Source organism: Sulfuritortus calidifontis, from assembly GCF_003967275.1.
In the GTDB taxonomy this organism is placed as follows: Bacteria; Pseudomonadota; Gammaproteobacteria; order Burkholderiales; family Thiobacillaceae; genus Sulfuritortus; species Sulfuritortus calidifontis.
Genome location: NZ_AP018721.1, coordinates 1,346,544 through 1,360,099, shown reverse-complemented (window position 1 = coordinate 1,360,099; position 13,556 = coordinate 1,346,544). Strand labels below are relative to the sequence as shown.

The 13,556-nt window shown below is 61.0% G+C and carries 9 protein-coding genes; 5 read left to right on the top strand and 4 right to left on the bottom strand.

The features are described from left to right. Positions 1–28: 28 nt before the first annotated feature. Complete coding sequence (locus EL388_RS07185; RefSeq protein ID WP_126461649.1) at positions 29–442, top strand: EamA family transporter; 414 nt, start codon at positions 29–31, stop codon at positions 440–442. 634 nt (positions 443–1,076) lie between these two features. Here the strand turns inward: EL388_RS07185 and EL388_RS07180 are convergent. The 4 genes from EL388_RS07180 to EL388_RS07165 all read right to left on the bottom strand — a co-directional run bounded on the left by EL388_RS07180 (position 1,077) and on the right by EL388_RS07165 (position 5,814). Then, positions 1,077–1,400 carry a hypothetical protein gene (locus EL388_RS07180; protein WP_232019207.1) on the bottom strand — a complete coding sequence of 108 codons (324 nt, stop codon included), beginning with the start codon at positions 1,398–1,400 and terminating at the stop codon, positions 1,077–1,079. A gap of 4 nt (positions 1,401–1,404) precedes the next feature. After that, complete coding sequence (locus tag EL388_RS07175) at positions 1,405–1,764, bottom strand: type II toxin-antitoxin system death-on-curing family toxin (RefSeq protein ID WP_232019206.1); 360 nt, start codon at positions 1,762–1,764, stop codon at positions 1,405–1,407. 24 nt (positions 1,765–1,788) lie between these two features. After that, positions 1,789–2,019: a hypothetical protein gene (locus tag EL388_RS07170; RefSeq protein ID WP_126461643.1), complete on the bottom strand. Its 231-nt coding sequence runs from the start codon at positions 2,017–2,019 to the stop codon at positions 1,789–1,791. Between the two features lie 519 nt (positions 2,020–2,538). Further along, positions 2,539–5,814 (bottom strand): sacsin N-terminal ATP-binding-like domain-containing protein, encoded by a 3,276-nt coding sequence (locus tag EL388_RS07165; RefSeq protein WP_126461640.1) that lies wholly within the window; start codon positions 5,812–5,814, stop codon positions 2,539–2,541. A gap of 126 nt (positions 5,815–5,940) precedes the next feature. On the opposite strand from EL388_RS07165, the gene mads1 reads away from it, so the two are divergent. Genes mads1 through EL388_RS07145 form a run of 4 tightly spaced genes read left to right on the top strand, consistent with a single transcriptional unit; the run spans position 5,941 to position 13,556 of the window. Further along, entirely contained in the window at positions 5,941–6,153 is a 213-nt protein-coding gene (gene mads1 / locus EL388_RS07160; protein ID WP_126461637.1) for a methylation-associated defense system helix-turn-helix domain-containing protein MAD1, read from the top strand. After that, positions 6,150–9,074 (top strand): ATP-dependent helicase, encoded by a 2,925-nt coding sequence (locus tag EL388_RS07155; protein ID WP_126461634.1) that lies wholly within the window; start codon positions 6,150–6,152, stop codon positions 9,072–9,074. Before mads1 ends, EL388_RS07155 begins: the two co-directional genes overlap by 4 nt. Beyond that, the gene (locus EL388_RS07150) at positions 9,071–10,858 is read left to right on the top strand and encodes a site-specific DNA-methyltransferase (RefSeq protein ID WP_053243746.1); all 1,788 of its coding nucleotides are present in this window, start codon (positions 9,071–9,073) and stop codon (positions 10,856–10,858) included. The genes EL388_RS07155 and EL388_RS07150 overlap by 4 nt, the downstream gene beginning before the upstream one ends. Beyond that, positions 10,848–13,556, top strand: coding sequence for a TnsA endonuclease N-terminal domain-containing protein (locus EL388_RS07145; RefSeq protein WP_126461631.1), 2,709 nt, complete (start codon positions 10,848–10,850; stop codon positions 13,554–13,556). Before EL388_RS07150 ends, EL388_RS07145 begins: the two co-directional genes overlap by 11 nt.

The window sequence follows — 13,556 nt, the reverse complement described above, 5'->3', positions numbered from 1 at the left end:
TCAGCCTGCCACCAACTCGAGACCTCGCATGATGCAAAGCTGGTATCTGCCCGCGTTTTTGGCCTTTTTCTTCTGGGGGCTCTGGGCCCTGTTCCCCAAGATCACCACGAGCCTGATCGATCCGCGGAGCGCGCTTTTCTTTCAGGCCCTGGGGGCTTTCGCTGTGGCGCTGGTCGTGCTCGCCACCCTGAATTTCCGGCCCCAGCTCGACGCCCGCGCCGTGCCGCTCGCCCTGCTCACGGGTATGCTCGGCATGACCGGCGGCATCGCCTACATGTATGCCATCTCGCGCGGCCCGGCGATGCTGGTTTCGGTACTCACCGCCCTCTATCCGCTGCTGACCGTGGTACTCGCCTGGCTGTTCATGGGCGAGAGCGTCAGCCTCCGGCAATGGCTGGGCATCGCCATCGCTCTGGTGGCCATGGCGCTCATGGCCGGTTGAACTGGGCTGCGACTCCAAAATGAAGCCGAGGCGCGAGCGGTAAAAACGGCGGCGCGGAACAGTGCGCGTCACCTCAACCCGCAGCATGACGAAGCACGACGCGCCAAGATGTAAAGGAACGGGATGGCGCACTCGTTATGCCCGCGCGCTCGGACACAACTCGCCCGTCGACCTGGGTTTTACCCCTAACAGGCCGTTGAAAAACGTAGCGAGGATGGCCAGATGCAAGGCGCGCGGAGCGCAGCGACCGAGAAAACGAATGAAGTGAGTTTCGGCGCAGCCACATATCAAATAGATAGGCGAGGGAGCGAAAACGCAGTTTCGGCGAAGCCAAAACGCAGTTTTGGCGCAGGCTAACCTCGGCGCCGCCGAGGTTAAGCGAAGCGGCCGAAGCCAGCACCGCGCAACGCCGCAGATGGCCCACCGCAGTAGTTTTTCAACGGCCTGCTAATGGCAAAACCACTAGTGGCGGCACGGCCGCTCGCTGCGCTTGGGATTTGACTGCGAAAGGAGGAGGACAATGGGAAGGCCAACCGAGCAGGTTGGCCTGGGGTTTTGGTGGTGTGCGGTTTACTACCGAACAACTTGCTATTGCGGCCGATAAGCACTGGAGAGGGGTGCCGCGGGAATGCGCTCACGAGCCCTCGATCACCCGTGCCACATCACCGTGGCATTCGGCGCACTTGCCCACCAGCAGCAAGTCGCCACCCTTGATGGTGCCGCTGAAACTGGTGATCGTGGTCTCAAAGCGGCAGTGGCCGCACCAGACATTGGACAGCAGCCGCTGGCGGATGTCGGCAGGGATAGACTCCCAGCGCAGACGGGCGGGCTTGGTGAAACTGGGAAATGACTCAACGCCTACTGTGGACTCTGCCAGTTCATGCATCCGGTTCCTCGCCATCGACCTGGCTTCTGTCATCGCAGCCTGAGCCTGCAGGTTCGGTGTTTTCTCGTTCATGGCATCACTCTGCGGCGACGGCGAAAGACCGCAGCCAGGGATCAAGGTGGGCAATATCGAAGGTACCCGACTCGAACATCTGCATCATCTCGGCATGAATCGTCATTGGCGCACGCTGCAAGCGCCAGCCATTGATGCGCAGGAACACGTCGGCCGCGGCAAAAGCGATGCGCTTGTTGCCGTCCACGAACGGGTGGTTGATCGCCAGGCTTTCCAGCAGGGCAGCTGCCTCAGCCACGATGTCATCGTAGTAGCCGGTCTGCGGACGGAACAGTGCGGCCTCCAGCGCCCCGGGGTCACGCACGCCCGGTGCGCCGCCGTAACGCTGCATCAGCACCGTGTGCATGCCGAGCACGTCGGCCACGGTCAGGTAATCGTGAGCCACGGGTTACTTGGCAAGTTCGCGGTAGAGGCTGTCGAACTCATCCAGACTGGACGCGAACGAAGCCATCACGTGGCGGCGGGGGCGCGCTTTCTGCTGCCGGTCGATGTAGTCGCGCAGGGCCTCATCGAGCACTGCCTGGAACTGGCGGCCTTGGCTTTCTGCGATTTGGCGCAACGCCGCCAGCACCTCAGGCGCGGCCTGGGAGGAAAACTTTTCGCGGGCAGCGGTCGTCATGGTTATCTCCATCATGATTCATCTTGACGTTTCATGATAGAGCAAGTCGAAAAGGTTTGCTACCGCGTTTATGGCGTTCGATGCCTGACCTGCCCCCTTCTATGGTGCCAAGTCGTTGTTATTGATCCGAAACAAATGTATTTGCCCCTTTCCCACCGGGATACCGAAGGATGGAGGCTTATCAGAGGACAGGGTGAGAAAGATGGCGCCCGACAGGGTGCCTATCGGCACCCATTCCCTCACCCGGCTTCGCCACCCTCTCCCGGTGGGAGAGGGTAAGTAAAGTGGATTCGTTTCTCCTCGATAGCAAAGCGCCCGGACGACGTGCGCGTCCGCAAGGCGCCGCCCGGAAACCGCGCCAACACTGGCGTTGCAGGCAAGAAAAAAGGCCAACCGAGAACGGTTGGCCTTGGGTGATTGGTGGTGGAACGCGGAACCGAACCCGCGTCCGTTACCCAAACCGGATAGTAACGCATGGGCCTTGAGGGCGTGGATTCGACGATTTGGCCGATTGGTAACTCAACGGGGTGGATCAGTTCGTGCTATCTCGCTCCAGCCGTGGTCGAACGTGAACGTCCGGGCGTGGCCGACGGGGTTCTGAATTCTGAGCACGCGGGCTTGAGCTGGATCAGTTGCGCGCTCGACCACGTATAGCCAGTACGCATCGCCCTTTTCGCGCGCGCAGTCGAACTGCGTGTGTGACAGTCCCACGGGGCGATCTTGTAAGGTGCCCGTCATCGACTTCACTTCGACCCATCGAATCTGCCGGCCACTGCTGTCGGCCTCGAAGAGGTCAAAACCCGGGTTGCCTTCCGGGGTGCGGCGCAGCCCTGGCTCAAGGCGAAGGATCAGGTTGATTGCCAGCTCCTCGATCTGCATCCGTGCTGCCTGATCGAGGCCATCGGGATCGGGGCCGTCATCGTCGGGGTGCGTGCCGACGTAGGAGATGAACGGCCGCCCTCCGGCGTGGCCGGGTGTCCTCTCTCCTTGTCCGCCGCCTTTTCCACCTCCCTTGTCTCCGGGGGTGCCGTGACCACGTGAGCCGCCGTGGCCACCTCCATTTCCCTGGCTACCGCCGCGAGATGTCCCCGTACCAGCACGCCCTTGGCCACCACCTCCCGCGCCTATGCGCACGCCATCATCGCCGTCGGGATCAGGGGTGCCGGGTGGGATATCCGGCATGTCATCGCCGTACAGATCTTTCGCGCCGTCGTACACGTCGCCATCGGACGGCTTGCCGGTCTCCTGTTCGGACTCTGCCGATGGCTCCGTCTGTGGCGCTGGGCTCGCGCTCAGTCGGGACGTCAGCTCGGCGACGATAGTAGGGTCTCTTCGTAGCAGATCGAGAATGGCCGGGTCGATGCCTGCCTCCTTGGCAAGCTGATCGATGACCGGTGGTTTGAAGACGATCTTGGTTTGCAGGAACTGGTTGGGCTTCCAGCCGAGGGTGTCGAACAAGACGAGCCCAGGCGGTACAAGCTCGCCGTCGGCATTCGGCACCCAGGCAACCTGATTGAGCGTCCGGACGAAAGCGGCATCGAACCGAGCGGTCTTTGTCTCGTAGAAGTAACCCCACTTGTAGGAGCCGTAGAAGGCGGTAGTACCGCGCGCCTCCAGATCGGCCAAGGACTCCCACAGCAACTTGGCTCGGGCGGCAGCATCCTTGGGTGGTAGTTTTGGTAAGAACTCCAGCAGCGCTGTCAGTCCGCGAAGGGTGAAATCTTCTGGCGGGTTTTCCCAGCTTGCGCGCTCAAGACCAGCTTCTCTGCGGATTCGCTCTTTCTCCGAATGCCCCAGACTCGACGGTACTGCTTCCGGAATGAGGTAGCGGCTTGCCCCGCACGACACCAGCAGGTCACGAATCTCCTCGCCCCGCAGGCAGTCGTACTCATTGTCGACGATCAAGATATCGGGCACGCCCGCGAAGAGCTGCTGTAGGCGGTCGGTGGCGATGTAGGTCTCGCCAGGCTTGGCGACATACGTTTTGCCGTCGCCGGTGTCGACCACCATCACAAAGGTGGTATCGCGCAAGGCTGACCGGAGCTTTTCCCTCTGCGCGGTGGAATCGGTACTAAAGGCGGTGCGAATGCGTTCGATGTCGGCGGCGTAGGTATCGTCGTCCACGTCGACCTCTGGCTGCTGGTACTTCGGCAGCAGGTTCCAGATGACGTCATCCACCGGATCGGGTTCGGTGATACCCAGCGAGCTCAGGAACAGGCGCGCCTCGGCCGTCGAACATACTGCGCGGCGCACGGTGGGGAAGCTGGTGGCGATAACGCTGGGCAGAAAGGCCCTGATCGTCCCGTTTTCGCGGGCGACAACGTGCGAGCCGTTCTCCAGGCGGACGAGCGGGATGGTGTCGAGCTGAACACGCACGGCCCTTCCTTGGCCACCCAGGAACTCGTACAGACGTGATATCCACTCGTCAGGTTGCGCTTCCAGGAACGCCCTACTCAGGAGGGGGATGATCTTCTCTGGCCTGATCTCGTCGATATCAAGCTCGCGCATCAGATACTTACGGATCTCGGGCGTCTTGACCTCGGTGATATCGTCTGACAGCCAGGCGCTTACCTCCGAGCCGAAGAGCGATGCCAGCTGTTCCGGGCTGAACAGCTCTCGCAGCTCTTGCGTGCGTGCCAGCTTGGCTTGGTGAGCGGTGACGTACTTGCCGTCGAAAGCCGGAAGCAGCGGCTCCTCCTGAAAGGCCTGCCTGACGGCATCGAACATCGGCGCGAACCGCGAATCCTTCGGGAACTTTTCGCGGTCAAGCGGCAGGCAGCGCAGCACCGAGATATCCAGCATCGCCTCGTCCCGCATCCAGCGCAGTGCTTCCACCAGCAGGCTCGATGTTTCCTTGACCAGATGCTGGTTCCACGGATCGCCGGGAGGGATGTTGTCGCGGCTGGGCGTGGTGCGGTAGGGCCCCTGCACGAGAAAACCAAGGTGGCTCTCGACCACGGTCGGGAAGAACACCACCAGCGGCGACCTGGCCAGCGGCTGTACGGCCCAGCGCCCCGGAGCGTCCTTGACCGCGACCACCGAAAAGGCGATCTCAACCCGCCCGACCTTTTTTCCCTCAGCAGAAAACACGTCGCGGTGGAACACCAGCCAGTTCTGATCGACCTCGGGTTGCCCACTCTCTTGGCCGATCACCGTGACGCGCTGCACGTTGGGCCCCAGCGTTTCGGGGGTGTTGCGCAGGTAGAAGCCGGACGGGCCGCCCTCGACGCTCCAGTTGATTTCGTCGATGTGGCGCAGGAACAGCAGTGCGCCCGGGCCCAAGTGGCGGAACCCCGCCGTGATCTCCTGCGCCGCCGTCGTGTCCTGCGGTTTCAGGGGCAGGATGATCTGCGTCTCATCCGGGGCACGTGCGGAGCGTTCCAGCCGCTTGGGGAAGACGTAGTTCTCAATGGCGAAGTCCTCATCGCCGGAGTGGATCTCCGGGAGATCGGTGACGGTGTAGACGGACTTAAAGCCAAGGCCGAAGCGGCCAATGGAGGACTCGTTCTTGGTGCTCTCGGCGATGTCGCAGACGCTGCGGACATCGGCCTCATCAAAAGGCTTGCCGAAGTGCGAGAGCGTCAGGCGAGTCGCGCTCAGGGTGAACGAAACCTTGCGTGATCCGTGCCACTCGCCACGCCGGCCGAGTGCGTCCTCCGCGTTTTGCAGCAGTTCAAAGATGAAGTGCGTGCGGTCGTCATACAGCCCCGCGGCTAGGCTGCCGGATTTCTGGGCGCCCTTGGTGCCGTAGCTTTCCCGGTTCTCCTTACAAATTGCCTCGTAGTTGGACGCCACTGCCGCTCCCTCTCCGTGTCATGGAACCTGTTTGATGCCAGGTTTGCCCAAGTTTGCACATTTGTGGAATATTATGACGAGACATGGCCGTAAACCAAGCACAGCACAGATGACACGGGAACGCCGATGAGCGACCAGCCGGACGAAATCCTCACCATTGACGAGGTTGCTGCCTACCTCAAGGCTGGCAAGCGCACGGTCTATCGACTGGCCGCCAACGGCAAGCTCCCGGCGTTCAAGCTCGGCGGGACGTGGCGCTTCAGGCGCGGCGACCTAGACAAGTGGATCGCCAGCCGCATCGGCAAGGCGACGGTGGATGACGGCGAGGGGGCGGAATGACATCCAGCGCCACCGCCCTCCAGTCCAAGGCCAACCCCCAGCAGCTGGAAGCCATTCTGGCCACCGAGGGGCCGGTGCTCATCATCGCGGGCCCCGGTTCCGGCAAGACCTTCACGCTGGTCGAGCGCATCGTCTACCTCATCACCCACAAAGGCGTCGCGCCCGAGTCGCTGTTTGTCGTCACATTCACCGACAAGGCCGCGCGTGAGCTGACCACGCGCATCTCCAACCGTCTCAGCGAGCTCGGCATCAAGTTCAACTTGAACGAGATGTACCTGGGTACCTTCCACTCCATCTGCCTGCGGCTGCTGGAGGACTACCGCGAGTTCACCCGGCTCAAGCGCAGCTTCACGCTGTTCGACCAGTTCGACCAGCAGTACTTCCTCTACCAGCACATCAAGGATTTCCGCGAACTGCCCGACGCCCAGCTTGTCATGGGCGACGACCATACGGGCCGCTGGGCGCAGTCGGAGAACCTGCTCAAGTGGCTCAACAAGGTCAGCGAGGAGGCGCTCGATGCCTCCACGCTAGCGGCTGCCCCCGAGCCCGAAATCCGTGCCCTGGCTACCTGCTTTGTGAAGTACCAAGAGCTGCTTCATGAGCACAACTCACTGGACTTCTCCGGCATCCAGTACGAGGCGCTGCAACTGCTGGAAAAGCGCCCCGAGGTGCTGGCGCAGCTGCGCGACAAGCTCACCTACCTGATGGTGGACGAGTATCAGGACACCAACACCATCCAGGAGCGCATCCTCCTCCTGCTCGCCGGCGAGCGCTGCAATCTCTGCGTGGTGGGTGACGACGACCAGGGCTTGTATCGCTTTCGCGGGGCCACCATCCGCAACATCCTGGAGTTCCCTGCGCTGTTCGACGACGGCCAGTGCAAGCAGGTCAAGTTGACCGTCAACTATCGCTCGCACCCGGACATCATCCGCTTTTACAACGAGTGGATGCGCGAACAAACCTGGGACGACGGAACGCGCGTCTTCCGTTTCGCCAAGCAGATCGTCCCACGCGACGACGTCTTCCCCGACGTGCCGACGGTGGTGCGGTTGGCGGCCAGTGACGACAAGGACGACACCACCAACTGGCACGCGGAGGTGCTGGCCTTCCTCAATGGGTTGAAGGCATCCGGTCAGCTCGCGGACTGGAACCAGGTAGCCTTCCTCTTCCGCTCCGTCAAGAATGACAAGGTGGTGGCGCTGGCGCGCTTCCTCGAAGCGCAGGGCGTGCCCGTGTTCTCGCCCCGCTCGAACATGTTCTTCGAGCGCGAGGAAATCCGCCTCATGATTGGCGCGCTGATTTTCCTGTTCCCGCAGTTTCCCAAGGTGCGGGCGTGGGCCGAAGGCGTGCATCTGGACATCTGGGACTACTACGACCACCAGTGCTTCAAGCCCTTCACCGACGAGCTGCGCAAGCCGGAAAACAAGCCCCTGCTGGATTGGGCCCGCCCGCTGGCCAAGCGCCACGCAGTGCTTGCGCAGAACACCGACTACGCCTTCTCGGGTCTGTTCTACCAGCTCTTGCAGTTCCCGCTCTTTTCGCGCTTCCTCTCGGAGGAGGCGATGCAGGGCGTGGACAAAGGCCGCGCCGCGCGCAATCTTGGCACTTTCTCCAAGCTGCTCACCAAGTTCGAGTACCTGCACTACGTCAGCGTGCTCAACCCGGACTTCCTGGAAAAGAACCTCCGTGACCTGTTCAACCAGTTCCTGCGCTTCCTCTACGAGGGCGGCATCGGCGAATACGAGGATGAGGCTGAGTACGCGCCCAAGGGCTGCGTCTCGTTCCTGACCATCCACCAGTCCAAAGGGCTGGAGTTCCCGGTGGTGGTGTGCGGCTCGCTGGAGGCGGTGCCGCGCAAGCAGCACACCGCGCTCGACGAGCTGCTGGAAGATGGCGGGTACTTGTCGAAACCCCGCTTCGAGCCGCTGGAGCACATCAAGCACTTCGATTTCCGGCGGCTCTTCTATACAGCCTTCTCCCGCGCCCAGAACCTGCTGGTGCTGGCCGCGCAGGAGCGCAATGGCCGTGGCCTGGGCAAGTCGCCATCGAAGTATTTCGAGCGCTTGTTCTACGAGCTGCCCAGCTGGCGTGACATCGATCTGTCGGCGCTGACCTTCGAGGCCGTCAAACAGATCAACCTCAAGCGCGAGTACTCGTTCACCTCGCACATCACGGTGTTCGAGAACTGCGCCGAGCAGTACCGTTTTTTCAAGGAGCTGGAGTTCGCGCCCATCCGCGAGAGCCCGATGCTCTTCGGTACTCTGGTGCACCAGACCATCGAGGACATCCACAAGACCGTCCTGCGCGGCGAAGAGCACACCATCACCCTGGACGCCATCCGGGGCTGGTTCTCGGCCAACTACGCGATGCTCTCCAAGAAAGAGCGCGTCTACCTCGCGCCCTCCTCACAGCAGGCGGCGCTGCTGCACGTGCTGCGCTACTACGAGCGCGAGAACGGCAACTGGGATCGCATCAAGGAGGCCGAGGTCGAGATTTCGCTGGTCAAGGATCAGTACATCCTCAAGGGCAGCGTCGACCTGATCCGGGGTGAGAACGACACGGTCGAGATCATCGACTTCAAGTCGGAGAAGAAGCCCGACATGGAGAAGGAACGGGAGCGGCTGCGCCAGTATCAGCACCAGCTGGAGGTGTACGCCCACCTGGTGGAAGAGCGCACCGGCCAGAAGGTCAGCCGGATGCACCTCTACTACACCGGCGAGGACGGCGGGAACCCTTACGTGTCCTTCACCAAGGACGACCGCGCCATCGGCAAAACCATCGCGCGCTTTGACGACATCGTGGAGCGCATCGAGCGGCAGGACTATCGCATGGCCGCACGCCCGGCCAAGCTGTGCCAGAGCTGCGACATGCGCGCCTACTGCGACAACAAGAACTGGAAATTCAGGAAAAACGACCAATGAGCAAGAACACCCCTGCGCAGGAGTCCCTGCAACTGGCCACGCCCGATGGTGGCACCACCCACGTCGAGAAATACGAGTTCGAGCCAATCAAGGGCTACCCGATGCTCAACTGGCGCGGCAAGCGCCCGTTCACCTCGACGCAGTACTACCCCGCGCAGCTGAAGGAAATCCACGGCGAAGAGGTGGACGGCTGGCGCAACAAGATCTTCTGGGGTGACAACCTGCAGGTGATGAGTCACTTGCTGAAGCAGTTCAGGGGGAAGGTTGACCTTGTTTACATCGACCCACCTTTTGATTCCAAGGCTGATTACAAGCTCAAAATTAAGGTTAAGGGGCAGAAATATGCCGGGGATTCGAGTGCTATCGAGGAAAAGCAGTACTCAGATATTTGGACGAACGATGAGTTTCTCCAATTCATCTACGAACGGCTTGCCTTAATCAGGGAGTTGCTGTCGGAAGATGGGACGATCATTCTGCACTGCGATTCAACAAAGGGACATCATATTCGGTGCATATTGGACGAACTGTTTGGCGACAAGAACTTCATTAACGAAATCATCTGGAGCTACCGTCGCTGGCCAAGCAACTCGAAAAACTTTCAACAGATGCATGACAACCTATTTTGGTACGCCAAAAAGAAGGACAGTAACCGGGTCTTCAACAAAGAGTACGAAGAAGCATCTGAGAGCTACATGAAGCGATTCGGCGGCAAGACCCAAATACTCGACGCCGAGAGCGGTACGAGGAAGATTACATCGGAGGAAGACACCAAAGGGATGCCCATGCGAGACGTATGGGATATTTCAATTATCGCGGGCGTTGGTGCAGAGCGGACCGGATACCCGACACAAAAGCCCGAGGAGCTTCTAGAGCGAATTGTCCGCACGTGTTCGAATCCTGGTCAGCTTGTATTCGACTGCTTTATGGGCTCAGGCACAACTCAGGCAGTTGCCATGAAGCTCGGTCGCCGCTTCATCGGCGCAGACATCAACCTCGGCGCGATCCAGACGACCACCAAGCGGCTGATCAAGGTGGCCGAGGAATTGCGCCAGAAGCCGCTCAACCCCGACACCAAGTACTACACCGGCTTCGAGGTCTACAACGTCAACCACTACGACATCTTCCGCAACCCGGTGCAGGCCAAGGAGCTCCTGCTGGAGGCGCTGGAGGTACAGAAGCTGGAGTTCAGCACCGTGTTCGACGGCGAGAAGGACGGGCGCATGATCAAGATCATGCCGGTCAACCGCATCGCCACGCGCGCCGACCTGAACGAGCTGATCGCGGGCTTCGACTACAAGGCCTGGGAGCGCAAGCAAAACGAGAGCCCGAACCGGCCCGTCGAGAAGATCACCCTCGTCTGCATGGGCCATGAGCCGGACTTGGCCGCGCAGCTGGAGCTGGCCGCCAAGCCCTTCAAGATCGACGTCGAGGTGGTGGACATCCTGCGCGACAAGGCCAATCTGGAGTTCAAGCGCGACTCCGAGGCCAAGGTCGTGGTGAAGAACGGCGAGCTGGTCATCGAGCGCTTCTACCCGATGAACCTGCTGCAGAAGCTCTCTCTGCAGAAGGAGTCGGTGGAGGACTGGAAGGAGCTTGTCGAGTCGGTGCTGATCGACTGGAACTACGACGGCGCGGTGCTGCAACCGGCGGTGGTGGACATCCCCGGCAAGAACGAGATGGTCAAGGGCAGGTACAAGGTGCCGGAGGATGCAGGCACCATCCGGGTCAAGATCACCGACCTGCTGTCGGAGTCCTGGGAAGGGAGCGTGGCCCATGGCGACTAAACGCACAGCCACCTCGGCCAAGGCCAGCTCGTCCGGCGCGTCGCTGGACTTCGCCTTCTTTCGCTTTTTGTGGCAGTTCTACCAAGACAACCGAGGGGCGATCCGCTCGCACTACAAAGAGCTAACGCGCAAGTTCCTCGACTTCAACAACCCGGAGAAAAACCCCAAGGCCTTCCTGCGCCAGCCGCAGTTCGAGGCGCTGGAAACCTACGTTTTTCTCAAGGAGTTCCTCGACAACGCCAAGGTCGAGGAGATCTTCAAGGCGTGGTACGAGCGCAGCGGCAAGTTCGAGGGCCGCAAGTTCGGCTCCTTCCTCGGCACCGCCGGTCAGGAGATGTTCCAGTTCGGCGAAACGGACGAGCTGGAACTGGATTCGTACAAGCGGCTGTTCGAGAAGATGCGCAAAAACTCGCGCGCCTATCCGAACTACATCTTCGCGCTGACGATGGGGACGGGCAAAACCATCCTCATGGCCACCTGCATCTTCTACGAGTTCCTGCTGGGCAACAAGTTCGAGAAGGATTCACGCTACTGCCACAACGCGCTGGTGTTCGCGCCGGACAAGACCGTGCTGCAGTCGCTGAAGGAGATCGAGTCGTTCGACCTGACCCGCGTGGTGCCGCCGGAGTACGTCAACTTCCTCACCACCCACCTGCGCTTCCACTACCTCGAGGAGGCGGGCACCTCACTCGACACGCTGGATCGCTCGCGCTTCAACATCATCGTCTCGAACACGCAGAAGATCATCCTCAAGCGCCAGCACAAGGAAAAGACCTCCGTCGAAAAGCTGTTCGGTGCGACCGGCGAAACCCTCGCCGCCAGCGGGGTCTATGCCGACGCCGCCGACCTCTACAACTTCGACCAGCCCGAGGAAGAAGGCGAGCTGACCACCAACCAGCGCTTCGAGAAACTGCGCCGCCTGGAGCAGTTGGGCATCTATGTGGACGAGGCCCACCACGCTTTCGGCAAGGCGCTGGCCAAGGACATGGGCCTGGGCACCAAGGAAACGGACACCAGCCTGCGCACCACCATCGACATCCTGGCCGCCAGCCTGAACGCGGCGGGCACCCGGGTGGTGGCCTGCTACAACTTCACTGGCACGCCCTACGTGGGGCGCGAGGTGTTGCCGGAAGTGGTCTACGCCTACGGCCTGAAGGAAGCCATCGACAAAGGCTTTCTCAAGAAGGTGACGCTGCACGGCTACGCCAACACCCGCTCCGACGAGTTTGTCGACATCGCCATCGAAACCTTCCTGAAGGAAACGGGTGACTTGCGACCGGAAGGGCTGCTTCCCAAGCTGGCCTTCTTTGCAGCCACCATCGACGAGCTGACCGGCGAACTGCGCCCAGCGGTGGAGCGTGCGCTGCTCAAGCACGGCATTCCGACCTCGCGCATCCTGGTCAACGTGGGCGACGACAAGCTCACCACCAACGACGACATCCGCGAGTTCAACCGCCTGGACACCGAAGGATCGGAAAAGCAGTTCATCCTGCTGGTCAACAAAGGCCGCGAGGGCTGGAACTGCCGCTCGCTGTTCGGCGTTGGCATGTTCCGCGAGCCTAAGTCTAAGGTGTTCGTGTTGCAGGCCACGATGCGCTGCCTGCGCGCCATCGGCCAGGCCCAGCACACCGGCCACGTATTCCTCTCGGACGACAACCTCAACACCCTCAACGACGAGCTGCAACAGAACTTCCGCATCAGTGCGGACGAGCTGCAAAAGACTGGCAAGGACAAGGTGCGCGTAGAAGTGCGTGTGGTGGAGCCGCCGGTCAAGATCAAGCTGGTGCGCGTGCGCAAGCAGTACCAGATGCGCGAGAAGCAGTTGGTGACCGGGCAAGCGTTGATGCCCGAACGCGCTGACCCGCAGAAGTGGGGGGAGTTGGTCGAGAAGTACCGCCTCATCGAAACCCAGCAGGACGGCCTGACCGCCGCCGACGCGGCGCGCGCTTCTGCAAGTCGCACCTTCGATCTGACGGCGCGCCGGGAAAAGCGGGTGTTCTCGCGGCTATCGCTGGTGGCCGAGGTGTCACGCTATCTCAATCGCAGCCCTTTGGAGATCGAGGATCTACTCGACGCGACCAAGGAAGGTGCCGACGAGCTCGTGGCCATCACCAATGAGTTCAACGAGCTGCTCTACGACGAGATCATCCCGCGCCTGTTCCGCCAGCTCTACGACCTGGACGAGTCGCAACAGACCGAAGAACACGAGGTCGAGCTGATCAAGATGCCTACGAACGGCTACTACGAGGTATCGGCGGCGAAGGACAAGATCGTCCGGATGAATGACCCGCAAATCAAGGACGAGGAGCGCGCCAAGAGCTTCCACCTCGACACCTACTGCTTCGACTCTGGCTCGGAGAACTGGCTGTTCTGGGATCTGCTGCGCGAGCAGCGGGTCAAGAAAATCTACTTCACCGGGATGCTGACCCACGGCCAGTCAGACTTCTTCATCCAGTACATCGATCCGGATTCACGCACTGTTCGCAGTTACTACCCCGACTTTATCTTCCAGCGCCAAGAGCCGGATGGCAGCCTAAAGTACGTGATTGTCGAGGTGAAGGCCGACAACCAGATCGAGGACGCCGTGGTGCAGGCCAAGAAGGACTTCGCCCAGCAGATCGCGGTGGCCAGTGGGATGGAGTACCGCATCCTTAAGTCGTCGGATGCGGACAACCGCCGTTTCAGGATGCTGCTATAG

Coding starts and splice junctions, on each gene's coding strand:
- EL388_RS07185 (WP_126461649.1), top strand. CDS start 29: ATGATGCAAAGCTGGTATCTGCCCGCGTTTTTGGCCTTTTTCTTCTGG.
- EL388_RS07180 (WP_232019207.1), bottom strand. CDS start 1,400: ATGAACGAGAAAACACCGAACCTGCAGGCTCAGGCTGCGATGACAGAA.
- EL388_RS07170 (WP_126461643.1), bottom strand. CDS start 2,019: ATGACGACCGCTGCCCGCGAAAAGTTTTCCTCCCAGGCCGCGCCTGAG.
- mads1 (WP_126461637.1), top strand. CDS start 5,941: ATGAGCGACCAGCCGGACGAAATCCTCACCATTGACGAGGTTGCTGCC.
- EL388_RS07155 (WP_126461634.1), top strand. CDS start 6,150: ATGACATCCAGCGCCACCGCCCTCCAGTCCAAGGCCAACCCCCAGCAG.
- EL388_RS07150 (WP_053243746.1), top strand. CDS start 9,071: ATGAGCAAGAACACCCCTGCGCAGGAGTCCCTGCAACTGGCCACGCCC.
- EL388_RS07145 (WP_126461631.1), top strand. CDS start 10,848: ATGGCGACTAAACGCACAGCCACCTCGGCCAAGGCCAGCTCGTCCGGC.